This window comes from Streptomyces sp. NPDC031132 (assembly GCF_055570595.1).
This window is the reverse complement of record NZ_JBVIGX010000040.1, coordinates 1-24,646: the sequence shown is the minus strand read 5'-3', so window position 1 is coordinate 24,646 and position 24,646 is coordinate 1. Positions and strand designations below refer to the sequence as shown.

The window sequence follows — 24,646 nt, the reverse complement described above, 5'->3', positions numbered from 1 at the left end:
CCGTAGCCAGGTGGTGGCCACGTACGACGGAGGGCCCGGGATCCGATGGGATCCCGGGCCCTCCGTCGTACGTACGGGCGGTTACCGCGCGGCGTCCGGGTGGACGGCCTCGGAGACCGGCTTGGCCTCCGCCGGCTTCGTCTCCACCGGCTTGCGGAGCGCGATGTTCAGCTCGCGCAGGCGGGACTCCTCGAGGACGGTGGGCGCGCCCATCATCAGGTCCTGCGCGTTGCCGTTCAGCGGGAAGGCGATGGTCTCGCGGATGTTCGGCTCGTCGGCGAGCAGCATCACGATGCGGTCCACGCCCGGGGCGATGCCACCGTGCGGCGGGGCGCCGAGGCGGAAGGCACGCAGCATGCCGGCGAACTCGCGCTCGACGGTCTCGGCCTCGTAACCGGCGATCTCGAAGGCCTTGAGCATGACCTCGGGCTCGTGGTTGCGGATGGCGCCGGAGGACAGCTCGATGCCGTTGCAGACGATGTCGTACTGCCAGGCCAGGATGTCGAGCGGGTCCTTCTCCTCGAGGTCCTTCATCCCGCCCTGCGGCATGGAGAAGGGGTTGTGCGAGAAGTCGATCCGGCCGGTCTCCTCGTCCGCCTCGTACATCGGGAAGTCGACGATCCAGCAGAACCGGAAGACGTTCTCCTCGAACTGGCCCGCGCGCTTGGCCGCCTCGACGCGGACGCCGGACATGATCTTGGAGACCTCGTCGAACTCGCCCGCGCCGAAGAACACGGCGTGGCCGGGGACCAGGCCCAGGCGCTCGGTGAGGACCTTGACGTTCTCCTCGGTGAGGAACTTGGCGATCGGGCCGGTCAGCGAACCGTCCTCGCCCACGCGGACCCACGCCAGGCCCTTGGCGCCCAGCGAGATCGCGTACTCGCCGAGGCCGTCGAAGAACTTGCGCGGCTGCGCGGCGGTGTCCGGGACGGCCAGCGCACGCACGTGCTTGCCGGCGAACGCCTTGAACTCCGAGCCCTCGAAGACGTCGGTGATGTCGACGAGCTCCAGCTTGGCGCGCAGGTCGGGCTTGTCGTTGCCGTACTTCAGCATCGACTCGCGGAACGGGATCCGCGGGAACGGCGAGGTGACCTCGCGGCCGTTGCCGAACTCGGTGAAGAGCTCGGTCATCAGGCGCTCGATCGGCTGGAAGACGTCCTCCTGCTCGACGAACGACATCTCGACGTCGAGCTGGTAGAACTCGCCCGGCGAGCGGTCGGCGCGGGCGTCCTCGTCGCGGAAGCACGGCGCGATCTGGAAGTACCGGTCGAAGCCCGAGATCATCAGCAGCTGCTTGAACTGCTGCGGGGCCTGCGGCAGGGCGTAGAACTTGCCCGGGTTCAGGCGGGACGGGACGACGAAGTCACGCGCGCCCTCGGGCGAGGTCGCGGTGAGGATCGGGGTCGCCATCTCGTTGAAGCCGAGGGCCACCATCTTGGAGCGGATCGACGCGATGACGGCCGAGCGCAGCATGATGTTGCGGTGCATGCGCTCGCGGCGCAGGTCGAGGAAGCGGTACTCCAGGCGCCGCTCCTCGTTCACACCGTCGTCGGTGTTGATCGTGAAGGGCAGCGGGGCGGCCGCGCCGAGCACCTCGACCTCGGCGGCCTCGATCTCGATCTCGCCGGTGGGCAGGTCGGCGTTGACGTTCTCGGCGCCGCGCGAGACGACCTTGCCGTCGACGCGGACGACGGTCTCCTTGGAGAGCTTGTCCAGGACGGCGGCCGCGGCGGTGCCGGGGCGGGCGACGAGCTGCGTGATGCCGTAGTGGTCGCGCAGATCGATGAAGAGGATGCCGCCCAGGTCTCGACGGTTGTGCAGCCAGCCGCTCAGCCGGACGTCGGCGTTGACGTCAGAGGCGCGGAGCTCGCCGCAGGTGTGGGACCTGTACCGATGCATCAGTCATCCAGTTCTTCGCGATACCAGGGTGGATTCAACCCTCACAAGGTTACCGTCCGGGCCGGGGACCGTGCGGGAGTGCCCGGCGGCCCCTGTGAACAGGCACGCCGGGGGGATGACCTGTAAAGATGACCGGGTGCGCACCGAGGACGTGCTGGCCGCCATCGCGACGGGCCTGTGGCGGTGGGACAACGCCTCCGGGACGGTCACTCTCGACAGCGAGGCCGCCCGGCTCCTCGGGCTGCCCGCGGCGCCCGTCGTCCTGCCGGAGGTCGCCGTACGGTCGCGGTTTCACCCGGTGGACTGGAACGAGATCAACGGGATCGTCAATCTCGCGGTGGCCGAGGGCACCCTCGCGGAGGCCCGGCTGCGGATCATGGACGAGGACGGTCGGGTGCTGCGCACCGTACGCAGCCGCTCCAAGCCCGTCGAGAACCGCTGCGTCGACGGCCGCGTCGACTACGAGCTGATCGGCACCATCCAGGAGATCGCCGAGCCGCAGCCCGGCACCACCGCCGTGCACACCCCGATCACGGGCGACTGGCGGCGCTCGCGCGAGGCCTTCCTGCTGGACGCGGGGCGGGCGCTCGCCGAGGCCCGGTCCACGGCCGAGGTGCTGCGCGTCGCGGCGTCGCTCTCGATGCCCGGCTTCAGCCCCGACGGGCTGGCGGTCTTCGGGGTGGCCGGGGACCGGCTGTCGATCATCGGGCACCACGGGCACGGTCCCGGGGACGAGGACCCCTTCACGGACATGCGGCTGGACACGGACTACCCGGCCGCCGAGGTCGTCCGGACCGGCCGGGCGATCTACCTGCCCTCCCCCGAGGACTACAAGCGGCGCTTTCCGGCCACCTGGCCGCTCGCCCAGCGATTCGGCCGGATCTCCTGGGCCTTCCTCCCCCTCATCGTCGCCGGGCGCACCATGGGCGCCTGGATGGCCGCGTTCAAACACCCGGTGTCCTTCTCCCCCGACGAGCGGTCCGTCCTGACGACGGTGGCCCGGATGCTGGCCCAGGCCCTCCAGCGGGCGGGCGTGGCCGAATCCGAGCGGGAACTCACCACCGGCCTGCAACGGTCGATGATGCCGACGCTCGGCCCCGACATCCCGGGCATGCAGATCGCCGCCCGGTACGTCCCCACCGGCGGCGGGCTCGAGGTCGGCGGCGACTGGTACGACATGATCCCGCTGCCCTCGGGACGGTTCGCCCTGGTCATCGGGGATGTGCAGGGGCACGACGTGCGGGCCGCCGGGCTGATGGGGCAGCTGCGGATCGCGGTGCGCGCGTACGCCTCCGAGGGCCACCGGCCGGATGCGGTGCTCTCCCGCGCCTCCCGCTTCCTGGCGGGGCTGTGCTCCTCGCAGGGGCCGAACTCGTACGAGGACTCCGACTTCGGCAGCCCGCGCTTCGCGACCTGCCTGTACGTGGAGTGCGACCCGGAGACCGGGCTGCTGGAGGTGGCCCGCGCCGGCCATCCCGACCCCGTGGTCCGGATGACGGACGGCACGGTGCTGATGCGCCCGACCGCCGGCGGCCTCCCGCTCGGCATCGTCCCCGACACGGACTACCCGACGACGCGGTTCACGCTGGAGCCCGGCGAGACGATGATGCTGTGCACCGACGGGCTCATCGAGACCGGCGGGCACGACCTGGACACGGGCTGGGCGCGGCTGCGGGCGATCCTCGAATCCGAGACGCACGATCCCGGGACCCTTGGGTCCGACGGCCTGGAGAAGCTCGCCGACCTGCTGGTCCAGGCTGTGCACGGGCCCTCCTCGCACCACACCACCGGCCCGCTGGCCGACCGGCGCGAGGACGACATAGCCGTTGTCCTGCTGTGCCGGGACGACGCGGACTTCGGCTGCGGCACCCCGGCGGCGCAGCCGACCCGGCCGGCGCGCCGCACGGTGCTGACCGTGGCGCAGGCGGAGCCGGAGCGGATCGCGGGCGCCCGCCGGCAGATCCGGGAGCTGCTGCACGACTGGGCGGACGAGGAACAGGTGGACTCCGCGGTGCTCATGGTCTCCGAGATGGTCACGAACGTCCTGATGCACACCGACGGCGACGCCCTGCTGGTCGCGGAGGCGGTCGGCGAGCTGGGGACGCGGAAGCTGCGCATCGAGGTGGCGGACGCCAGCGACGAGCTGCCGCACAAGCGGCATCCGGGCGAGATGTCGTCGAGCGGGCGGGGCGTCCTGCTCATGGAAATGCTGGCGGACACCTGGGGCGTGGACCCGCGCGGCGAGGGCAAGTCGATCTGGTTCGAGATGTACGAACAGGCGAAGTTCGAGATGTACGAACAGGCGAAGGACGGCTCCCCGTGCTGACTCTGCTTCCCCCGCCGGTCAGGCGGCTGGCCGCCTGGTGCGCGGTCGCGCTGCTGGTCACCGGCGTGGTCGCCGTCGGCGTGTGGCTGTGCATCACCTTCAAGACCGCCGTCACGCCGGTCCTGCTCGCGCTGCTCGGAACGGCCCTGCTCGGGCCGATGCACCGGCGGCTCGTGAGGGCGGGCGTGCCCCGCTCCCTCGCCGCCGCGCTCACCTGCCTCACCGTCCTCGTGGTGTTCGGCGGCGCCATCTACGTCGTCGTCCACGCCCTGATCAGCACCGGCGACCAGATCGTCGGCTCCCTCAAGCAGGCCGGGCAGGGCCTCGCCCGGCACTTCGGGGCCGCCGGGACCTCCCTCGACGACCTGGCCTCCCACGCCAAGGAGCTGCTGGCCAAGTTCGGCGGTACGGCCGCCTCCGGCGTCATCACCGGCATCAGCGTCGTCGGCGAGATGCTCGCCACCGCCGTCCTCGCGCTGCTGCTGATGTTCTTCTTCCTCCGCGACTCCCAGCGCGCCGCCGGAGCGCTGCGCTCGCTCGCGCCGCACGCCGCCGGCGACACCGTCGTGGCCATGGCCCGCCGCGCCTTCACGGCCGTCGAGGGCTTCATGCGCGGAACCACCTTCATCGCCCTGATCGACGCCGTCTGCATCACGGTCGGCCTGCTCGTGCTCCGCGTCCCCGGGGCCGTCGGCCTCGGCGCCCTGGTGTTCGTCGGCGCCTACATCCCGTACCTCGGCGCCTTCATCTCCGGCGCGGTGGCCGTCCTCGTCGCGTTCGCCGAGCGGGGCTGGATCATCGGCCTGTGGGCCGTGGGCGTGGTGGTCGCCGTACAGGTGCTGGAGGGGCACATCCTCCAGCCGGCGATCCAGAGCCGCACCGTGCAGATGCACCCGGCCGTGGTCCTGCTCGCCATCACCGCCGGCGCCAGCGTCGCCGGGATCCTGGGCATGCTGCTGGCCGTGCCGCTGACGGCGGCCGCGTTCGGCGTGGGGTCGGAGCTTCGGGGGCGCTACGCGGGGGCCGAGCGCCCCGAGGAACACGAGGATCCGCAGTAACAAGGGTTTCAGGACAACCGACAAGCGGTCCCCGATCATCCGTTCGCGGAGAACCCAAGGGGTCCGTTTTCCGCCCGCCGCCCCCTCCTGCGGAAATGCGCAAAAGGATCTGAAGAGTCCGTGTAACCGGCCAGGCGCCCCGAAACGCAGCATTCAAGCCGGTCTCCGCCGCACGCCCGGATCCCCCTGGTACGGCATTCGTCTTCGTGCCATCGTCATTCACCGGACCGGGGGGCCGCTGCAGCGCTTGTGCCGCGGAGCATTCCTCTCGGCTGCACCACGACGTGTCCGATATCCAAGAGGAGACAGCGTGCGCAAGGCAGCAAGGTTCACCGCAGTGGCACTCTCCGCCGCGACGATCGTCATGGGCTCCGTGAGCGTGGCCCACGCCGGCGACTACACCGAGGACGGGGTCCGGATCCGTTCCAACTCCACCACCTCGGCCTCCGTCAACGGCCTCGGCTACAAGAGCCACACCATCACGCCCATCTGCTACAAGTCGGGCACCGTGATCAACGGCAACCGTTGGTGGGACCGGCACAAGAACAACAACACCGGTGTCACCGGGTACAGCTCGATGACCCTGCTCACCAAGTGGGCGGCCAATCCCTGCTGATCGGGCGCTCGCAGCCGCCCGGGGCCGGGACCGCTGGAATCGGTCCCGGCCCCGGGCGTGCCGGGCAGTGTACGACCACCAGACCACCACGGAAAGGCTGATCGTGCTCCACCCACGCCCACGGCTGCCCCTGCTGCTGGCCGGTGCCGTCGCGGCCGCGGCGCTCGGCGCCTGCACCGCCGAACCGGCGGCGCAACAGGGGGGACCCGACGGTCCCACGGCCGAACCACAGGTGAGCGTCACGCCGCAGGCGGACCCGGCTAACGCCGTGCTCCCGCTCGATGCCTACGCCTTCGACCAGAACCAGGCGAAGGTGCTCCGGCAGGCCCAGGACCTGCTCACCGAGTCCTGTATGCACCGCATCGGATTCGCCTCCTTCAAGAACGCGAGCACCTACGTCACCAGCGCCGGTGCGCACCGGGCCACCACCGGAATCGGCCTGGTCGACGCCGAATCCGCCCAGAAGTACGGGTACCGGACCGGCGCATTGCCGGACCGCGACGCGGCCGGCGAGAAGAAGCGCGACCCGAACGAGACCGCCGCCCTGTTCGGCCCGCAGGACGGCGGACCGGCCCATCCGGGTGCCCCGGAAGGCGGCTGCGCGGGCGAGGCCGACCGCAAGCTGTACCCGAGGAGCACCACCGGCCCGTCCGCCGCCCCGGCCGGCAACAGCCTGGTCGACCAGCTCACGCAGCAGGCCGGTGACCGGGCGCGCGGCGACAGCCGGATCGTCGCGGGCATCACGCAGTGGAGCACCTGCATGCGCGACGCGGGGTTCCAGGTGAAGACGCCCTGGGAGCTCCAGCAGATGGAGGGCACCCGGTGGACCGGGCCCGTCACCTCCGAGGAGATCACCGCCGCGACCACGGACGTGTCCTGCAAGCAGAAGACGAAGCTCACGGACACCTGGAGCGCGGTCCTGACGGCCTACCAGAAGGGCCTGATCGAACGGCGCAAGCAGGATCTGGACCAGGAGAAGAAGCGCCTGGACGAGCAGGTCACATACGCGGAGAAGGTCCTGAAGGACGGCTCGGCGTGAGGGCCCGCCCCGCGCGGCCGGCCGGCCCGCGGGCCGCGGTTTCCGGCCTGCTGCCGGCCGTCGCGGCGGCTCTGGCTCTCCTCCTGGCGACGGGGTGCACCGCGGATTCCGCGGATTCCGCGGATTCCGCCGCCTCCCCGGCCGGTGCGAGCACCCCGGCGGCGCTGGAGCCGCCGAGCCCGGACGTACAGCAGGCGTACGACACGTACTGGGCCACCTGGCTCGCCGCGAACCGGGCACCCGATCCCCAGGATCCGGCCGTCGAACGGGTGGCCACCGGGCAGCAGTTGCAGGAGCTCCGCGAGAACCTCGCCCACTCGAAGACCGGCGGCCAGGTGCTGCTCGGCGAGGTCGGCCACCGCGTCGCCGGCGTGGAGACCCCCGGCGCACAGACCCGGATCCTGCACGACTGCGTCGATCTGGACCGCTGGCTCATCCATGACGCCAAGACCGGTCAGCCCGTCGACCAACTCCAGGACAAGCCGACCCAGATGGGCGCCTTCACGCTGACCCGCGAGAAGGAGGGCGCGCCCTGGAAGGTGAGTTCCCTCGAGGTGCTCAGCGAGAACTGCTGAACGAAGAAGTGGGTTTCACGTGAAACATCAAGAAGCCACCGCCACCGAGGAGTCGGACGCCGCCGAGAAGGACGCCGCCGAGAAGCCCGACGCCGCAGGCGGGACCGAGGACGTACGGGCCTCGCTCGGCCGGCGCCGCCGGATCCTGGTCTGGGTCGTCGCGGGCGCCGTCGCCCTCACCGGGGCCGGGGTGGTCCTCGCCGGCGCCATCCGCTCCCCCGCCCAGGTCGCGGCCGATGCCGCGGCGCCGCCCGCGTCCGTCCTCGCCGACCGGGTCGAACGGCGGGTACTCACCTCCTCCGTGGTCGTACGGGGCACGGTCACCGCCGAGCAGTCGCTGACGGTGTCCCCGGGGGCCGGGGCCGCCGCTGCCACCGGGACGGGCGGGAAACCCGTGGTCACGCGGGTCAACAAACAGCCCGGGGCCGCCGTACGGGCCGGTGAGGTACTGGTCGAGGTGTCGGGGCGGCCGGTGTTCGCGCTGGCCGGGGCCCTGCCCGTGTACCGGGACCTGAAGCCCGGGGCCACCGGCAAGGACGTCGGGCAGCTCCAGGACGGGCTCAAGGCGCTGGGCCACGCCACCGGCAAGGATCCGGCGGGCACGTACGGCACGGGTACGAAGGCCGCCGTCACCGCGCTCTACGCCGCGCTCGGCTACACCCCGCGGCCGGCCGACCCCGGCGACGCCGAGAAGCTCCAGGCCGCGGAGTACGCCGCCGACACCGCCCAGCGGCAGGTCACCACCGCCAAGTCCGCGCTCGCCAAGGCCAAGGCGGTCGGCGGCGGCGACACCGCCGAGGCGCAGCAGCAACTCACCTTCGCCCAGCAGGACCTGGCCAAGGCCGCCTCCCGCCTGGAGGCGGCCCGGGCGGCGGCCGGCCCGATGGTCCCGGCGGACGAGCTCGTCTTCGTCAAGGGCTTCCCGGCCCGCGTGGACGCGGTCAAGGCCGCGGTCGGCGAAGCCGTCCCGGACGGGTTGCTGACCCTCTCGGCGGGCGCTCCGGTGATCCGCGCCTCGCTCCCGGCGCACCAGAAGGACCTGGTCAAGGCCGGCATGAAGGTCGAGGTGCTGTCCGAGGCCACCGGGCTCACCGCCACGGGGACCGTCGGCTCGGTCGCCACCGACCCGACGCCCGCCTCGGCCGGTTCCCCGACGGGCGGCGCAGGCGGCTCCGGTTCCGGCGCGGGCTCCGGGGAGAACGCGCCGGCCGCCGCGCAGGACTCCGGCGGGTACGCGCTGACCGTCAAGCCCGACCAGAGCCTCGACCCCCGGCTCTCCGGCCAGGGCGTACGGCTCACCGTGACCGCCGCCTCCTCCGGGGAGCCGGTGCTCGTCGTACCGCTCTCCGCCGTCTCGGCGGGCGCCGACGGCCGGACCACCGTCACGGTGCTGGGCAAGGACCCCGCCGCCGCGGACGCCCGGCGCCGGGTCGAGGTCCGGGCCGGGATGTCCGCCGACGGGATGGTCCAGGTCGAGCCGGTCGGCGGTGGCACGCTCGCCGACGGCGACCGGGTGCTCGTCGCGCAGGCGAAGCCGTGACCGCCGCCCACCCGGCCGCGGAGGCCCCCTCGGAAGCCGCGCCGGACGCCGCGCCCGGCCCCGCGCCCGGCCCCGCCCCGGTCGTCCGGTTCGAGGGCGTCGGCCTCACCTACCCCGGACCGCCGCCCGTCCAGGCGCTGCGGCCCTGCGAACTGACCGTGGAGCGCGGCGAGTACGTCACCGTGGTCGGCCCCTCCGGCTCCGGGAAGTCCACGTTCCTGAACGTCGCCGGACTCATCGACGCCCCGACCACCGGCCGTTACCTGCTCGACGGCATCGACACCGGCGCCCTGCGCGACCGCGACCGGACCGCCCTGCGCGGGCAGCGCATCGGCTTCGTCTTCCAGTCCTTCCATCTCCTGCCGCACCGCAGCGCCCTGGAGAACGTCCGCCTCGCCATGGTCTACAACGGGGTCCCGCGCGCGGAACGCGCCGACCGGGCCCGTACGGCGCTGGAGCGGGTCGGCCTCGGCCACCGCACCGGCCATCTCCCGACCCGCATGTCGGGCGGGGAGCGCCAGCGCGTGGCCATCGCCCGCGCCCTGGTCGCCGAACCTTCGCTGTTGCTGTGCGACGAGCCCACCGGGAACCTGGACACCGCCACGGCGGACGCCGTACTGGCCCTGCTGGACGCGCTGCACGCCGAGGGGCTGACCCTGCTGGTCATCACGCACGACCCCCACGTGGCCGCCCGCGGCCGGCGGACGGTGTCCATCCGCGACGGGGTCCTGAGCGAGGTCGTCACGGCATGAGGGGCATCAGGCGACGCCGGCAGCCGGACACCGGGATCACGCCCTCCCGGCTGTCCCTGCGCGACCTGCTCTCCGAGGCCCTGGCCGGGATGCTCCAGCGACCCGCCCGCTCGGCCCTGACCGGCCTCGGCACCGTCCTGGGCGTGGGCACCTTCGTGGCGATCCTGGGCCTCACGGCCACCGCCTCCTCGCAGATCGACAGCCGCTTCAACGCGCTGACGGCCACCGAGGTCGGCGTCCAGGACACCGCGGGCGGCGGCGATCCCCAGCTCGCCCGGCAGGTACCCCTCGCCTTCCCCCGCGACGCGGACGCCCGGGCGGGCACGCTCAACGGGGTACGCGCCGCAGGGGTGTTCTGGCCGGTGCCGCTGGGCGAGACGACCGTACGGTCGGCCCCCGTCGCGGGGGCGGCCGGCGAGCGGATCCCGGTGGTCGCGGCCTCCCCGGGGATGCTGCGCGCGGCCGGACTCACGCTGGGCTCCGGACGGGCGTACGACGCCTTCCACGACGGGCGCACCGAACAGGTCGCGGTGGTGGGCTCGGCCATGGCGGCGCGCCTGGGCATCACCACGCTGGAGAGCCGCCCGGCGGTGTTCATCGGCGAGCACCCGTTCACCGTGATCGGCATCGCGAGCGGGGCGGACCGCAAGCCGGACCTGCTGCTGTCGGTGATCGTGCCCCGGGGCACCGCAGAGAAGCTGTGGGGGCCGCCGGACAACGCCCAGCGGGCCCGGATGCTGGTGGTGACCGAGCTCGGCGCGGCCCGGCAGGTGGCCGCGGAACTCCCGCTCGCACTGCGCCCGGACCATCCCGACTGGCTGACGCCCGCGCCGCCGCCGGACCCGAAGACGCTGCGGGCGGGGGTGACCTCCGACCTCGACCAGCTGTTCCTGCTGCTGGCGGCGATCTGCCTGGTCATCGGGGCGGTCGGGATCGCCAACACCACGCTCGTCGCGGTGCTGGAGCGGACCGGGGAGATCGGGCTGCGCCGGGCCCTGGGCGCGCGCGGGCGGCACATCACCGCCCAGTTCCTGGCCGAGTCCGCCGCGCAGGGCGCGGTGGGCGGCCTGGTGGGCACGACGCTCGGCACCCTGACCGTGGTCGGGGTGTCGGCGCTGCGCGACTGGACCCCGGTGATGTCGCCGCTCACCGTCGCCGTGGCGCCGCTGATCGGACTGGTCACCGGGGTGCTGGCCGGCCTGTACCCGGCCTGGCGGGCCTCCCGGACGCAGCCGGCGGAGGCCCTGCGCCGCTAGGGGGTGTCCGGCGCCGCCGGGCGCGGTCAGCCGGGGTCAGGAGTGCTGGTCCGCCGACTTCGTGCGCTCCCGGGCGGTGGTGGGGATGGTCCCCAGCCGGCCCGCCTGGAAGTCGTCGAAGGCCTGCTGGAGCTCCTGCCGGCTGTTCATGACGAACGGCCCGTAGTGCGCCATCGGCTCCCGGATCGGGCGCCCGCCGAGGATGATGACCTCCAGGTCCGGGGTGTTCGAGTCCTGGGACTCGTCCGCCCGCACCGTGATCGAGCCGCCGTCGCCGAAGACCGCCGTCTGCCCGGTGTGGACGGGCCGCCGGTCGGTGCCGACGCTGCCGCGCCCGGCCATGACGTACGCGAGGGCGTTGAAGTCCTCGCGCCAGGGGAGGGTGACCTGCGCGCCCGGGGTGACGGTCGCGTGGATCATCGTGATCGGGGTGTGGGTGATGCCGGGGCCGGCGTGGCCGTCCAGGTCACCGGCGATCACGCGGAGCAGGGCACCGCCGTCGGGGGTGGACAGCAGCTGGACCTGGCCGCCGCCGATGTCCTGGTAGCGCGGCGGCATCATCTTGTCGGAGGCGGGGAGGTTCACCCACAGCTGGAGGCCGTGGAAGAGGCCGCCGGACACGACGAGGGACTCCGGCGGGGCCTCGATGTGCAGCAGGCCCGAGCCGGCGGTCATCCACTGGGTGTCACCGCCGTTGATGACTCCGCCGCCGCCGTTGCTGTCCTGGTGGACGAAGGTTCCGTCGATCAGGTACGTGACGGTCTCGAAGCCGCGGTGGGGGTGCCACGGGGTGCCCTTGGGCTCGCCCGGTGCGTACTCCACCTCGCCCATCTGGTCCATCATGATGAACGGGTCGAGGTGCTGGTAGTTGATCCCGGCGAACGCGCGGCGCACCGGGAACCCCTCGCCCTCGAACCCACCGGGAGCGGTCGTGACGGCCAGCACCTTGCGGGCGGCGGTCTCCTGGGCGGGCTCGGCGACGCGGGGGAGCGTCAACGGGTTCTCCACAGTCACTGCAGGCATGGTCGGAACCTCCTTCTGCGTCGAGTTTAGTTGAAACTCGAACTTTCTGCCACACCCCACAGAACAGAAGGGGCCCCGGGGTTATTTCCCCGGGGCCCGAAGCCGTCACCTGCGCCTACGGCGTCTAGCCGTACATGCGGCGCATCGCGAAGTCGACCATCTGCTCCACGGCCTTCGCGTCGAAGACCATCCGGTGGTCGCCCTCCATGTCGAGGACGAAGCCGTACCCGGTCGGCAGCAGGTCGATCACCTCGGCGCCGGTGATGACGAAGTACTTGGACTCCTTGCCGGCGTACCGGCGGAGCTCCTTGAGCGTGGTGAACATGGGGATCACCGGCTGCTGCGTGTTGTGCAGCGCCAGGAAGCCCGGGGTCTCGCCGCGCGGGCAGTAGACCTTCGACGTGGCGAAGATCTGCTGGAAGTCCTCGGCGGACAGCGACCCGGTGGTGAAGGCCCGCACCGCGTCGGCGAGCGACGGCGGCGAGGGCTCGGGGTACAGCGGCTGCTCGCCGTACCCGCCGGCCATCTGCTGCGGGGCGGCGTACTGCTGCTGCCCTGCGCTCACGTTCTGGTCGTAGCCGTACATGGGGCGAAGCCTACCGAGAGCCCCGCGCCCCGTGGACGCGCATTCCCGCCAGGGTTGCCGGGCTTGACCCTGGTCACAGTCGACCGGCAAGGGTTGCGTCTTATTACCCGCGGGTAGCATCATGACATTACCGATTGGTATGTACGAGGAACCTGTCTTCCCGAGCCTTAACGGAGCCGTCGCCATGGGGCACTACAAGTCGAATCTCCGCGACATCGAGTTCAACCTCTTCGAGGTGCTCGGCCGCGACAAGCTGTACGGCACCGGACCGTTCGGTGAGATGGACACCGACACCGCCAAGAGCGTCCTGTCCGAGATCGCCCGCCTCGCCGAGAACGAGCTGGCCGAATCCTTCGCGGACGCCGACCGCAACCCGCCGGTCTTCGACCCGGCCACCAACACCGCGCCCGTCCCGGCGTCCTTCAAGAAGAGCTACGAAGCCTTCATGGACTCCGAGTACTGGCGTCTGGGCCTGCCCGAGGAGATCGGCGGCACCACCTCGCCCCGCTCCCTGATCTGGGCCTACGCGGAGCTGCTGCTCGGCTCGAACCCGGCCATCTGGATGTACTCCTCCGGCCCGGCGTTCGCCGGCATCCTCTTCGAAGAGGGCAACGAGGCGCAGAAGAAGGTCGCGCAGATAGCGGTCGAGAAGCGCTGGGGCTCCACCATGGTCCTCACCGAGCCGGACGCCGGTTCGGACGTCGGCGCCGGCCGCACCAAGGCCGTTCAGCAGGCGGACGGCTCCTGGCACATCGAGGGCGTCAAGCGCTTCATCACGTCCGGTGAGCACGACATGGAGGAGAACATCCTCCACTACGTCCTCGCCCGCCCCGAGGGCCACGGCCCCGGCACCAAGGGCCTGTCCCTCTTCCTCGTCCCGAAGTTCCACTTCGACTGGGAGACCGGCGAGCTGGGCGAGCGCAACGGCGTGTACGCGACGAACGTCGAGCACAAGATGGGCCTCAAGGCCTCCAACACGTGCGAGATGACCTTCGGCGACCAGCACCCCGCCAAGGGCTGGCTGATCGGTGACAAGCACGACGGCATCCGCCAGATGTTCATGATCATCGAGTTCGCCCGCATGATGGTCGGCACGAAGGCCATCGCGACGCTCTCCACCGGCTACCTGAACGCCCTGGAGTACGCCAAGGAGCGCGTGCAGGGTCCGGACCTGGCCAACTTCATGGACAAGACCGCGCCCAAGGTCAGCATCACGCACCACCCCGACGTGCGCCGCTCGCTCATGACGCAGAAGGCGTACGCCGAGGGCATGCGCGCCCTCGTCCTGTACACCGCCTCCGTCCAGGACGCGATCCAGCTCAAGCAGGCCGCGGGCGAGGACGCCTCCGCCGAGATCGGCCTGAACGACCTGCTCCTGCCGATCGTGAAGGGCTACGGCTCGGAGCGCTCGTACGAGCAGCTCGCCCAGTCGCTGCAGACCTTCGGCGGTTCCGGTTACCTCCAGGAATACCCGATCGAGCAGTACATCCGGGACGCCAAGATCGACACCCTCTACGAGGGCACCACGGCGATCCAGGGCCAGGACTTCTTCTTCCGGAAGATCGTCCGCGACCAGGGTGCCTCGCTGAACGTCCTCTCCGAGACGATCAAGAAGTTCCTGGCCGAGGCCGCCGGCGGCGAGGAGCTGGCCGGCGCCCGCGACGCGCTCGCCAAGGCCGCGGTCGACCTGGAGGCCATCGTCGGCCAGATGATCGTCGACCTCACCGCCACCGGCGAGGACGTCAAGAACATCTACAAGGTCGGCCAGAACACCACCCGCCTGCTGATGGCGTCCGGTGACGTGGTCGTCGGATACCTGCTGCTCAAGGGCGCCGCCGTGGCCGCCGAGAAGCTCGCGGGCGCCTCCGCGAAGGACGTCCCGTTCTACACCGGCAAGATCGCGGCCGCGAAGTTCTTCGCCTCGCAGGTCCTGCCGAACGTCTCGGTCGCCCGCGCGCTGGCCGAGGTCGTCGACAACTCCCTGATGGAGCTCGACGAGGCCGCCTTCTAGTCACCCGGCTGCGCCGCACCGGCAGTCACACACCGGCGGCCGGACCCCTTCTGCAGGGGGGTCCGGCCGTCGGCGTACCGGCCGCGCACGGGCGGCGTACCGGCGGCCCACAGGCTGTCCACGGGCTGCCCACAGGCTGTCCACCGGCGGCATTCACAGGTTGTCGGTGGTTCATGGGACGCTCGTAGGCATGAGCCCAGCAGAGCAGCACGGCAACAGCAGGGGGTACTCCGTCCCGACCGGGCGGCCGTACGCCCTCAAGGAGCTGCAGGCTGCCCTGGGCAGTCTCGGCGACCATCTGCGGGAGCTGTACGACGGCGCCCACCCCGCCGAGTACGAGGCCGTCGCCGACGCCCTCTACACCGCCTTCCAGACCGCCGCCGGGCTCGCCCCCGCCAAGAGCTACACCGGCTGCTCCGAGCACCCCAACGGCGCCCTCGACCCCGAGGCACCCGACGGCTGGGGCCGCTGCCTGATCTGCAACGACCGGCGCCGCCTCGGGCTGCGCGCCCAGGGCGCCCGCGCGGCCACCGCCGCCCCGCCCGCCGGGGAACAGCGCCGGCTGGGCTACCCCGTGCCCGACCCCCCGTACACCCTGCAAGCCCTGCGCGACCACCTCCGCACCGTCGAGGACCGCCGCTTCCACCTGGGCTTCTCCTCCCCCGCCGAGGAGTTCGTACGGATCGCGGACGATCTCCACCGGGCGTTCATCGTGGCCCGCGAACTGTCCCGGCCCCGCAACGCCTCCGGCTGCTCCGAGCACCCCGGCGCACCCATCGATCCGGACGCGCCGCCCGGTGAGGCCTGTATCTTCTGCGCCGGACGCAAGAGACGCGCGCAGCGCTCCGCGACGGCCCCGGAGATGCTCCCGCGCATCCGCCGGGGCGAGCGCAGGCAGCTGCAGCGCCGATTCGAGCGCCCGCCGGGCTGAAAGCCGCCGGGAAGTGGACCACACGACCCGCGGCCCCGGCGTTCCGGCTATCCGCCGCAGTCCGACCATGGCGAACACGACCGTCGTTAAGGTGAACCACATGAGCTCTCCCGCCCGCTTCGACCGCGGACACACCGACGACCTGATGACCTTTCTGACGGCCAGTCCGTCGCCGTACCACGCCGTGGCCAACGCGGCCGAGCGGCTGGAAAAGGCAGGCTTCAGGCAGTTGTCGGAAACGGACGCCTGGGACTCGGGCAGCGGGGGCCGGTTCGTCCTCCGCGGCGGAGCGCTCATCGCCTGGTTCGTCCCGGAGGGCGCGGCCGCGCACACCCCGTTCCGGATCGTCGGCGCGCACACCGACTCCCCCAACCTCCGCGTCAAGCCGCTGCCTGACACGGGATCACAGGGCTGGCGGCAGATCGCCGTCGAGATCTACGGCGGCCCCCTGCTCAACACCTGGCTGGACCGGGACCTGGGTCTGGCGGGCCGGCTGAGCCTGCGCGACGGCGGCGAGCGGCTGGTGAACGTGGACCGCGCACTGCTGCGCGTCCCGCAACTGGCCGTCCACCTGGACCGGTCGGTCAACAGCGACGGCCTCAAGCTCGACAAGCAGCGTCACATGCAGCCGATCTGGGGCCTGGGCGAGGTCCGGGAGGGCGACCTCATCGCCTTCCTGGAGGAGGAAGAGGGCCTGCCGCAGGGCTCGGTGGCCGGCTGGGACCTGATGGTCCACTCGATCGAGCCGCCGTCGTACCTGGGGCGCGACCGGGAGCTCCTCGCCGGCCCGCGGATGGACAACCTGCTCTCGGTGCACGCCGGCGTCGCCGCGCTCGCCGCCGCCTCGACCGCCGACAAGCTGGACCACATCCCGGTGCTGGCCGCGTTCGACCACGAGGAAACCGGCTCGCAGTCGGACACGGGCGCGGACGGCCCGCTGCTGGGGAACGTGCTGGAACGTTCCGTCTTCTCGCGCGGGGGCACGTACGAGGACCGCGCGCGGGCCTTCGCGAGCACCGTATGCCTGTCCGCGGACACCGGCCACGCCGTGCACCCCAACTACGCGGAGCGGCACGACCCCTCGCACCACCCGCGCGCCAACGGCGGCCCGATCCTGAAGGTCAACGTCAACCAGCGGTACGCGACGGACGGCAGCGGGCGCGCGGTGTTCGCGGCGGCGTGCGAGCGGGCCGGCGTGCCGTGGCAGACCTTCGTCTCGAACAACTCGATGCCCTGCGGCACGACGATCGGCCCGATCACGGCCGCCCGCCACGGGATCCAGACGGTGGACATCGGCGTCGCGATCCTCTCGATGCACAGCGCCCGCGAGCTGTGCGGTGCGGACGACCCGTACCTGCTCGCGAACGCGCTGGTGGCCTTCCTCGAGGGCTGACGCCACCGCACCGCGTACGGAGCGCGCGCTGCGCCGCCTGCCGGGATCTCCGGGAGGCGGCGCGGGTTCGGGGCGGGGGCCCGGGGCCGCGGGCTCGGGCGGGCGGGCTCGACTCGGGCCCCGCAGCGGGACCCGAGCCGGGCACCCCCTAGGCGTCCATGCCGGCCAGGACGAGCGGGAGGCGGCTCGTGCCGTTCGCCGTGACGGTCACCGGCACGCCCCAGTCCTGCTGGTGCACGTGGCAGGCCGGGTACTCGTTCGCCGGGTCGTCGTCGCACGACGCCGCCATCGCGGAGACGTGCAGGACGCCCTCGGTGACGTCCGGGTTCAGCGCCAGCTCCCGGAACAGGTCCGTCCCGGCCCCTTCGCCCGCCACCAGGAGCTCCGGCGGGGTCGAGGAGACCAGCAGCCGCGTCGAGGGCCCGTAGCGGGTGTCGAGCTTCTGCCCGGTCGGCGCCTGGAACACCACGTCGAGCCGGAGCGTGCCCGGGGCGACCTCGGTGGCGGCCCGCTGGGTGCGGTGCGCGACGGCGTCGACCCGTACGGCCTCTTCCGGCAGCCGCAGCCGGGTCAGCCGGTGCCGCGCCGACTCGACGACCACGATGTCCTCGCCGGCCAGCACGGCGTCGCTGGGCTCGCGCAGGTCGGTGGCCAGCGTGGAGACCTGGCCGGTCGCCGGGTCGAAGCGGCGCAGGGCGTGGTTGTACGTGTCGCACACCGCGACCGAGCCGTCGGGCAGTGCGGTCACCCCGAGCGGGTGCTGGAGCAGGGCCTGGCCGGCGTCGCCGTCCCGGTGCCCGAAGTCGAACAGGCCGGTCCCGACGGCGGTCCGTACGGCGTACCCGTCGCCCTCGGGCTCGACGTACCGCAGGGCGCTGTTCTCGGAGTCGGCGATCCACAGCCGGTCCCCGGCGGCCGCGAGCCCGGACGGCTGCGCGAGCCAGGCCTCGAGGGCGGGTCCGTCGTGCAGGCCCTCGCTGGTCGTGCCGGCGGCGACGGCCACGGTCCCCGTCTCCGGGTCCCAGGTCCACAGCTGGTGCACGCCCGCCATGGCGATCCACACCTTGCCCTGCCACCAGGCCACGTCCCACGGCGAGGACAGGTCCACCTCCAGGGCCGGCCCGGAGGTCGGGGACCCCTGCCACCACTGCCGTCCGGTACCGGCGACGGTCTCGACGGCGCCCGTCGCGGGATCGAAGCGGCGCAGCGCGTGGTTGACGGTGTCGGCGACGACGACGGAGCCGTCGGGCAGCAGGGCCAGCCCCTGGGGCTCGCTGAAGGCGCCCGGTCCGAACCCGCGCTCCCCGCTGCCGATGCGCCGTACGACGCTCTCGCCGTCGGCGGCGAGCTCCACGAGCTGGTGCCGCGTCGAGTCCGACACGAGGAGGTTCCCGGACGGCAGCACGAGCGCCTTCCCGGGGAACCGCAGGTCGGTCGCCACCGGCTCGGGCGCCACGTACGGCCCGTCGCCGCGCCGCAGCGTCCCCTTGGCCTCGTGCTCGGCCTCGAGCTCCTCCACGAGCCGCGCAATGGCGTGCGCATGCCCTTCACCGGCGTGCTGCGCGACGATGTACCCCTCGGGGTCGATCACGACGAGCGTGGGCCAGGCCCGTACGGCGTACTGCTTCCAGGTGGCCAGCTCGGGATCGTCCAGCACGGGGTGGTGCACCTCGTACCGCTCGACGGCGTCGACGACGGCCGCGTGCTCGGCCTCGTGCACGAACTTCGGCGAGTGCACCCCGATGATCACGACGGTGTCGCGGTGCTTCTCCTCCAGTTCCCGCAGCTCGTCGAGGACGTGCAGGCAGTTGATGCAGCAGAAGGTCCAAAAATCGAGAATCGCAATCCGTCCCCGCAGGTCGGCGAGGGTCAGCTCCTTCCCGCCTGTGTTCAGCCAGCCCCCCTTGCCGATCAGCTCGGGGGCACGGAGACGGGCACGGCGGGGCGCAGGCGCGGGGGTGGGCGCCGGGACGGGATCGTTCATGCTTCAAGCTTGCCATCCCGCCCTCTGTTCGCCGGGCCCGGGCGGCTCGGCTACACGACGGTCGACGGGCCGCACCGTTCGGAGAGACGGTCCGCCTGCCGGCGCCCTTCGACCTCGACACCAGCGGGCTCTAGTCGAAGAGGGCGCTCAGGCGGGGCAGGCGGGGGGCGGTTTGGGCCGGGTCGTCGAAGTCGAAGTCCCAGGCCGGGTCCAGCGGCGGGTAGCTGATCGTGAAGGAGTCCGACGGGAGTTCGCGGCCCGTGGCCGATTCGTACGCCGTCCAGGCGATCGAGAGGGCCTCCTCGTCCCACAGCTCCAGGCCCTCCGCCGCCGCCTCGCGGACCGCGGGGTGCTCCGCGAGGGAGTCGGGGTCGGCCAGGGCGCGGGCGAAGGCCGCCTCGCCCTGGGTCAGGAGCCAGCCCCGGAAGTAGTCGAAGCCGTCGTCCGAGCAGCCGCCGTTGATCACGTAGGCCGCGGCCCAGAGGGGGCTGCGGTACGACTCCGCCAGCAGGTCCCACAGGACCTGCTGGGCGGCGGCTATCTCTGCCTCGGGGCAGCGCGCCAGCAACTCCGCGGCGCGCGCCGCCACCTGGTCCGCTTCGGCCTCGGACCGGGCCGTCTCGATCAGCTTCCAGAACGTCTGCTTGTCCATGGGGGAAGCGTGGCATCTGCCTCTGACATCAGACGGTGAGGAACGAGTGAAGGGATTCTGTGAGAGCGGTGATGAAGGCCTCCTGGGTCGCCGGGGGCAACAGGTCCAGCGAGAGGTACGGGTTCAGGTCCTCGAGCTCGACCAGGAGCAGCTCGCCCGAGGGGGCGCGGCAGGCGTCCACCCGCTGGATGCCGTGCGAGAGGGTGTTCCACTCGATGAAGCTGCGGGCGAAGTCGAGGTCCGCCGGCGTGGCGTCGTACGGCTTCAGCTCCCAGCGGCGGTCCGGGTCCGGGGCGTAGAGGGCGTACTGGAAGGCGTCGTCGACGAAGTAGAAGGAGACCTCGTACGCGAAGTCGATGCGCGGCTGGATGAGGTTCTCGCCCGCCGGGCCGGCCGGCGTCGGGGTGAAGGTCAGGCCTATGGAGTCCGCCCCCTGCTTGGGCTTCACCGCGTACGAGGGCACCGAGGGGAGCAGCGCGAGGTCCGCGGGGTCGTCGATCGTGGGGATCACCGGGTGGCCGGCGGCCGTGAGGTCGAGGAGGTACTGCTTGCCGGCCATGTCGCCGCGGCCGGTGAGCGGGTTGTAGACACGGGTGCCGGCGGCGAGGGCGGCCGCGCGGAAGGAGTCGTACGCCTCCTGGTAGTGCAGGACCGGCCCGCTGTTGCGGACGATCACCGCGTCGAAGCCCGCCATCATGCGCGCCGCGTCGAGCGGATGGCACAGGGCCAGCGGGAAGTGCTCGCGCAGGCGGGAGGTGAGGAGGATGTCCTCGTCGCAGTAGCGGCGGCCGCGCGCCGGGTACGCCAGGTCGGTCACGTAGAGCAGAGGCATGACGGCAACCTATCGCGGGCATCGATGCGGGCATGAAATACCTGGTTCGCGACAAAATGCTGGCCGTCGGGGACGACTACTGGATCGAGGACGAGGACGGGAGGCACGCGTTCCTCGTCGACGGGAAGGCGTTGCGCTTCCGGGACACGCTGGAGCTGAAGGACCCGGACGGGCAGATCCTGATCACGCTGCGGGAGAAGCTGTTCAGCCTGCGCGACGCGATGACGCTGGAACGGGACGAGCGCCGGCTCGCCGTGATCCGCCGCAAGCGGCTCTCCCTGCTGCGCAACCACTACGTCGTGACGCTGGTCGAGGGCACCGAACTGGACGTGAGCGGGCGGCCCCTGGACCGGGAGTTCAAGATCGAGTACGAGGGGGAGCTCCTCACGCTGATCTCGCGCCAGTGGTACCGGATCCGCGAGACGTACGCCGTCGACGTGATCCGCGAGGACGCGGACGCGGCGCTGCTGATCGCGGTCGCGGTGTGCGTCATCCGGCTGGCGGACAGGCAGCGGGAGGGCGGGGCCGGTCCCGATGGTGATCCCGGGCCGTGAGCTGGCCCTGGACGTAGGCGTCGGTGTCCGGCGTGTAGGGGCCTCCGTGGTCGTACAGGAGGTCGGTGATGCGCTGCCACTCGGCGGCCTCGGCGCGGACGGCCGCGTCGGCGCACTCCAGGTCGCCGGCCTCGGCGACCACGGCCTCGAGGGCGGCCTGCGCCTCGTGGTGGGTCATGTCGGTGGCCCGGTCACGGACGCGCCGGCGGGCCTCGATCTCCGCGGCGGCGGGCTCGTGCGGCTCCAGGGCGGCCTCCAGCACGTCCTCTGCGTCATCCGTCACGGCGCACCCGCCCCCTCGTCTCCTCGTCGCGGAACCGGCGTCCGGCTCCGCCCGCTCCTCCCCCTCTGCCCGCGAACCCCGGCGTCAACCGGGTCCTCCCGGGACGCCGGGGCTGCGGGGCCTGCGGTGCCCGCGGTGCCTCGGGGCGACGATCAGCGCAGCCGGCGGTCCTTCAGGGCCGGGAACTGGTCGCGGGTCTCGGCGACCTTCGCCGGGTCGAGGTCGACGGTGAGGACGTCCTCGGCGGGGCCCGCCTCGGCCAGGACCTCGCCCCAGGGGTCCACCACCAGGCTGTGTCCGGCCTGCTCGACGCCCGCGTGCGTACCGGCCAGCCCGCAGGCCAGGACGTACGACTGGTCCTCGACGGCCCGTGCCCGGTTCAGCAGGGTCCAGTGGGCCCGGCGGCGGGCCGGCCAGCCCGCGGCCACGACCATCGTCGTGGCCCCGGCGTCGACGAGGCCGCGGAACAGCTCGGGGAAGCGCAGGTCGTAGCAGGTGGCGATGCCGAGGGTCTGCTCCGGCAGCGTCACGGTGGTCAGGGAGTCGCCGGGCGTCATCAGCACGGCCTCGCCCTGGTCGAAGCCGAAGCGGTGGATCTTGCGGTACGTGGCGGCCAGCTCGCCGGACGGGGAGAGGACGAGGGCGGTGTTGTACAGCGAGCCGTCGCCCGCGCGCTCCACGACCGAGCCGGCGTGCAGCCAGACCCCGGCGTCGCTCGCCGCCTTGGACATGACCTCGTACGTCGGGCCGTCCAGCGGCTCGGCTTCGGTCTCGAACTGCTCGTAGGCGAAGGCACCCACCGTCCACAGTTCGGGCAGGACGACCAGATCCGAGCCGGCCTGATCCCGTACGAGATCGGCCACCCGGGCACGTCGGGAGGCGACCGACTCCCCGTCGGTCACCGCGATTTGGATCAGCGAGGCGCGCACAGTACCACCGTCCTGGCATTCAAGCCGTCAACTCGGGCCTACGATCGTCACACGAAAGCACTGCCGGGGTGCACACCGGCAGCGTAGTTTTGGAAGCAGTCCACACGCTTCCAGAAAACGCGCCACTGAACAGCACGCGAGGGGTCCCGTTGACCGTCCAGCCGCATCCCAGCCTCCAGCCCTATGCCGACGCGTGGACCCACTCCATCGAGGCGATATCCGAGCTGGTCCTCCCGCTGACGGAGGGCGAGTGGAACCGGGCGACACCGTGCCCCGGCTGGTCCGTCCGTGATGTGGTGTCACACATCATCGGCATCGAGTGCGAGCAGCTGGGGGATCCGCGGCCGATCCACACCGTCGCGAGGGACCTGCGGCACGTGGTCGACGAGTTCAGCCGGTACATGGAGGTCCAGGTTGACGTCCGGCGCCACCACACCGCGCCGGAGATGACCTCGGAGCTCGAGTACACGATCATCCGGCGGTCGCGGCAGCTGCGCAACGAGAAGCGGGATCCGGACACCATGGTGCGGGGGCCGCTGGGCGATCAGGTGACGCTGGAGCTCGCGCTGCGGCTGCGGGCATTCGACGTGTGGATCCACGAGCAGGACCTGCGGGCGGCGCTGGGCGTGCCGGGGAACTGGGACTCCCCGGGGGCGTACGTGGCGCGGGACATCCTGCTGGCGGGGCTGCCGAAGGTGGTCGCGAAGCTGGCGGGGGCGCCGGCGAACTCGGCGGTGGTGATCGACGTGCACGGTCCGGTGGAGTTCATGCGGACGGTACGGGTGGACGCGGAGGGGCGCGGGACGGTGGACGGGACGCCGTCGCTGGGCCCGGCGGTGACGTTGACGACGGACTGGGAGACGTACGTACGCCTCGCGGCGGGGCGGGTCCGGCCCCACGCCGTGGCCGACCGGGTCAAGACGGAGGGCGACCCGGAGCTGGCCGCGGCCATCCTGGCCAACTTCGCCGTCACCCCCTAGGCGCGGTCCACGCCCCCTCCCCGCTCGCCCCGCTCGTCCCTCACTGCGGCCGAGAACCGCTCCTGTCGATGTCACGTCCCTGTCATGGGCGGGCCAACGCAGAGCAGGAGAAGGGGGTACTCGGGGTGTGGGCAAGGATGTCGGCTGCCGCGGTACCGGCGCCGGAGCGGCTCGACTGGTTCACCGACGTGATCGCGCAGGAGCTCGTGCCCACGGCGATCCGCAGTGAACGCGTCCGGGACTTCTGGGCCGAGGCCTCCGTCCTGGATCTCGGCGGCGTGCAGGTGTCGTCGTTCGAGTTCAGCTCGCTGCGCTCGCAGCGCACCGCGGCCCACGTGCGGCGCAGCGATCCCGAGCAGTACCAGCTGGGGCTCGTGACCACCGGGGCCATGTCGCTCGCGCAGAACCGGGGCGAATCGGGCCTGTTCACCGGGGACCTGGTGCTCTGGGACACCTCGCTGCCGATGGAGTCGGACGCCGTCCCCGACGGGGAGGGGGGCCGGGTCCGGGCGATCATCCTGTCCTTCCCCCGCGAGGCGATGCCGCTGCGCGGCGCCCGGGTCGAACGGCTGCTGGCCCACCGGATCGCGGGCGGGCACGGCATGGGGGCCATCCTCGCCCAGTACATGAAGTCGCTGGCGGCGCACGCGGCCGACTGCGGGCCGGCGGAGCTGAACCGGCTGGGAACGGTCGCCCACGACCTGGTCGGCGCCTGTCTGGCCGGGCAACTCGGCGTGCAGGACAAGCTCTCGCCCGAAGCCCGCACCCGCGCCCTGCTGGAGCGCATCGAGGTCTTCGTCGACCACAACCTCGGCGATCCGGAGCTGACTCCGTCGGCCGTGGCCGCCCGGCACGGCATCTCGCTGCGCCGTCTCCAGCAGCTCTTCCGGGACCGGGGCGAAACGGTGGCGGCCGGGATCCGGCGGCGCCGGCTGGAGCGGTGCCGGGCGGATCTCGGGAACCCCGGGCTGGTCGACGAACCCGTCCACACCGTGGCGCGGCGGTGGGGGTTCACCAACGCGTCCGTGTTCAGCAGGGCGTTCCGGGAGGCGTACGGGACGAGCCCCACCGAGTTCCGGCACCGGGCGGTTCGGGAGGCCCTTTCGCTTGCGCGCAACGTCAACGGGCCGTGCGCACCAGGCACATCCGGGGGTGTTGCGCGGCCGTAGGGTCGGTACGGCCCGGGCCGGGCGGGACTGGACGGGGGTCTGTCCCGCCAGGCCCTGCCGGGGGCTGGACGGGCTTCGGGTGCGGCGCCGCCGCGCAAGCGGCCCCGGCTGCGCCGGGCTTCCGGGGGGTCTTCCCCCCCGCCCCCCCCCCCCCCCCCCCCCCGGGGGCTCGGTTTTCCCCTCCAGCGCCTTGTGGGGGGCGTCCCCCGCCCCCCCCCTCCCGCCCCCGCCCGGGCGAGGGGCCGGGCCCCGCTGCGG

The 24,646-nt window shown here is 72.2% G+C and carries 22 protein-coding genes; 14 read left to right on the top strand and 8 right to left on the bottom strand.

Features of this window, described 5'->3' with window-relative positions; all coding sequences use genetic code 11:
- Window positions 1-81 precede the first annotated feature (81 nt).
- On the bottom strand, window positions 82-1,899 hold the full coding sequence (gene aspS / locus ACZ49B_RS34060; RefSeq protein WP_468313734.1) for an aspartate--tRNA ligase: 1,818 nt from the start codon (window positions 1,897-1,899) through the stop codon (window positions 82-84).
- A 136-nt stretch (window positions 1,900-2,035) separates the two neighbouring features.
- On the opposite strand from aspS, the gene ACZ49B_RS34055 reads away from it, so the two are divergent.
- From ACZ49B_RS34055 to ACZ49B_RS34020, 8 genes are all read left to right on the top strand, one after another.
- Complete coding sequence (locus tag ACZ49B_RS34055) at window positions 2,036-4,225, top strand: SpoIIE family protein phosphatase (RefSeq protein WP_468313815.1); 2,190 nt, start codon at window positions 2,036-2,038, stop codon at window positions 4,223-4,225.
- Window positions 4,222-5,283 carry an AI-2E family transporter gene (locus ACZ49B_RS34050; RefSeq protein WP_468313812.1) on the top strand — a complete coding sequence of 354 codons (1,062 nt, stop codon included), beginning with the start codon at window positions 4,222-4,224 and terminating at the stop codon, window positions 5,281-5,283. Before ACZ49B_RS34055 ends, ACZ49B_RS34050 begins: the two co-directional genes overlap by 4 nt.
- A gap of 310 nt (window positions 5,284-5,593) precedes the next feature.
- Window positions 5,594-5,899: a hypothetical protein gene (locus ACZ49B_RS34045; protein ID WP_468313732.1), complete on the top strand. Its 306-nt coding sequence runs from the start codon at window positions 5,594-5,596 to the stop codon at window positions 5,897-5,899.
- A gap of 103 nt (window positions 5,900-6,002) precedes the next feature.
- Window positions 6,003-6,938, top strand: a complete 936-nt coding sequence (locus ACZ49B_RS34040; RefSeq protein WP_468313729.1) for a hypothetical protein — start codon at window positions 6,003-6,005, stop codon at window positions 6,936-6,938.
- Window positions 6,935-7,513 (top strand): hypothetical protein, encoded by a 579-nt coding sequence (locus tag ACZ49B_RS34035; RefSeq protein WP_468313727.1) that lies wholly within the window; start codon window positions 6,935-6,937, stop codon window positions 7,511-7,513. Before ACZ49B_RS34040 ends, ACZ49B_RS34035 begins: the two co-directional genes overlap by 4 nt.
- Before the next feature lie 19 nt (window positions 7,514-7,532).
- On the top strand, window positions 7,533-9,053 hold the full coding sequence (locus ACZ49B_RS34030) for an efflux RND transporter periplasmic adaptor subunit (RefSeq protein WP_468313724.1): 1,521 nt from the start codon (window positions 7,533-7,535) through the stop codon (window positions 9,051-9,053).
- Window positions 9,050-9,805 carry an ABC transporter ATP-binding protein gene (locus ACZ49B_RS34025; RefSeq protein WP_468313722.1) on the top strand — a complete coding sequence of 252 codons (756 nt, stop codon included), beginning with the start codon at window positions 9,050-9,052 and terminating at the stop codon, window positions 9,803-9,805. The genes ACZ49B_RS34030 and ACZ49B_RS34025 overlap by 4 nt, the downstream gene beginning before the upstream one ends.
- Entirely contained in the window at window positions 9,802-11,061 is a 1,260-nt protein-coding gene (locus ACZ49B_RS34020; RefSeq protein ID WP_468313719.1) for an ABC transporter permease, read from the top strand. Before ACZ49B_RS34025 ends, ACZ49B_RS34020 begins: the two co-directional genes overlap by 4 nt.
- A 36-nt stretch (window positions 11,062-11,097) precedes the next feature.
- Here the strand turns inward: ACZ49B_RS34020 and ACZ49B_RS34015 are convergent, their stop codons facing one another.
- A complete protein-coding gene (locus tag ACZ49B_RS34015) occupies window positions 11,098-12,084 on the bottom strand; it encodes a pirin family protein (protein WP_468313717.1) in 987 nt (328 codons plus the stop codon).
- Window positions 12,085-12,208: 124 nt separating this feature from the next.
- Window positions 12,209-12,670: an SseB family protein gene (locus ACZ49B_RS34010; RefSeq protein WP_042815576.1), complete on the bottom strand. Its 462-nt coding sequence runs from the start codon at window positions 12,668-12,670 to the stop codon at window positions 12,209-12,211.
- A 184-nt stretch (window positions 12,671-12,854) separates the two neighbouring features.
- On the opposite strand from ACZ49B_RS34010, the gene ACZ49B_RS34005 reads away from it, so the two are divergent.
- The 3 genes from ACZ49B_RS34005 (at window position 12,855) to ACZ49B_RS33995 (ending at window position 17,005) form a co-directional block, all read left to right on the top strand.
- On the top strand, window positions 12,855-14,681 hold the full coding sequence (locus ACZ49B_RS34005; protein ID WP_468313809.1) for an acyl-CoA dehydrogenase: 1,827 nt from the start codon (window positions 12,855-12,857) through the stop codon (window positions 14,679-14,681).
- A gap of 190 nt (window positions 14,682-14,871) precedes the next feature.
- Window positions 14,872-15,612, top strand: coding sequence for a hypothetical protein (locus tag ACZ49B_RS34000; RefSeq protein ID WP_468313714.1), 741 nt, complete (start codon window positions 14,872-14,874; stop codon window positions 15,610-15,612).
- 100 nt (window positions 15,613-15,712) lie between these two features.
- Window positions 15,713-17,005 carry a M18 family aminopeptidase gene (locus tag ACZ49B_RS33995; RefSeq protein WP_468313711.1) on the top strand — a complete coding sequence of 431 codons (1,293 nt, stop codon included), beginning with the start codon at window positions 15,713-15,715 and terminating at the stop codon, window positions 17,003-17,005.
- Window positions 17,006-17,153: 148 nt separating this feature from the next.
- On the opposite strand, the gene ACZ49B_RS33990 is transcribed toward ACZ49B_RS33995, so the two are convergent.
- The 3 genes from ACZ49B_RS33990 to ACZ49B_RS33980 all read right to left on the bottom strand — a co-directional run bounded on the left by ACZ49B_RS33990 (window position 17,154) and on the right by ACZ49B_RS33980 (window position 20,473).
- On the bottom strand, window positions 17,154-18,989 hold the full coding sequence (locus tag ACZ49B_RS33990; protein ID WP_468313708.1) for an NHL domain-containing thioredoxin family protein: 1,836 nt from the start codon (window positions 18,987-18,989) through the stop codon (window positions 17,154-17,156).
- A gap of 130 nt (window positions 18,990-19,119) precedes the next feature.
- Window positions 19,120-19,641, bottom strand: a complete 522-nt coding sequence (locus ACZ49B_RS33985) for a DUF4240 domain-containing protein (protein ID WP_468313706.1) — start codon at window positions 19,639-19,641, stop codon at window positions 19,120-19,122.
- Window positions 19,642-19,669: 28 nt separating this feature from the next.
- Window positions 19,670-20,473, bottom strand: coding sequence for an ATP-grasp domain-containing protein (locus ACZ49B_RS33980; protein WP_468313703.1), 804 nt, complete (start codon window positions 20,471-20,473; stop codon window positions 19,670-19,672).
- Window positions 20,474-20,505: 32 nt separating this feature from the next.
- Between ACZ49B_RS33980 and ACZ49B_RS33975 the strand changes: the two genes are divergently transcribed.
- Entirely contained in the window at window positions 20,506-21,027 is a 522-nt protein-coding gene (locus ACZ49B_RS33975) for an LURP-one-related/scramblase family protein (RefSeq protein WP_468313700.1), read from the top strand.
- On the opposite strand, the gene ACZ49B_RS33970 is transcribed toward ACZ49B_RS33975, so the two are convergent.
- Together ACZ49B_RS33970 and ACZ49B_RS33965 are read right to left on the bottom strand one after the other, a co-directional pair.
- A complete protein-coding gene (locus tag ACZ49B_RS33970; RefSeq protein WP_468313698.1) occupies window positions 20,963-21,310 on the bottom strand; it encodes a hypothetical protein in 348 nt (115 codons plus the stop codon). The two genes, ACZ49B_RS33975 and ACZ49B_RS33970, sit on opposite strands and share 65 nt — an antisense overlap.
- Before the next feature lie 152 nt (window positions 21,311-21,462).
- A complete protein-coding gene (locus tag ACZ49B_RS33965; RefSeq protein ID WP_468313696.1) occupies window positions 21,463-22,239 on the bottom strand; it encodes a carbon-nitrogen family hydrolase in 777 nt (258 codons plus the stop codon).
- A 149-nt stretch (window positions 22,240-22,388) separates the two neighbouring features.
- On the opposite strand from ACZ49B_RS33965, the gene ACZ49B_RS33960 reads away from it, so the two are divergent.
- Window positions 22,389-23,219 (top strand): maleylpyruvate isomerase family mycothiol-dependent enzyme, encoded by an 831-nt coding sequence (locus ACZ49B_RS33960; protein ID WP_468313693.1) that lies wholly within the window; start codon window positions 22,389-22,391, stop codon window positions 23,217-23,219.
- Between the two features lie 137 nt (window positions 23,220-23,356).
- Window positions 23,357-24,388, top strand: a complete 1,032-nt coding sequence (locus ACZ49B_RS33955; RefSeq protein WP_468313691.1) for an AraC-like ligand-binding domain-containing protein — start codon at window positions 23,357-23,359, stop codon at window positions 24,386-24,388.
- The last annotated feature ends 258 nt before the right edge of the window (window positions 24,389-24,646 follow it).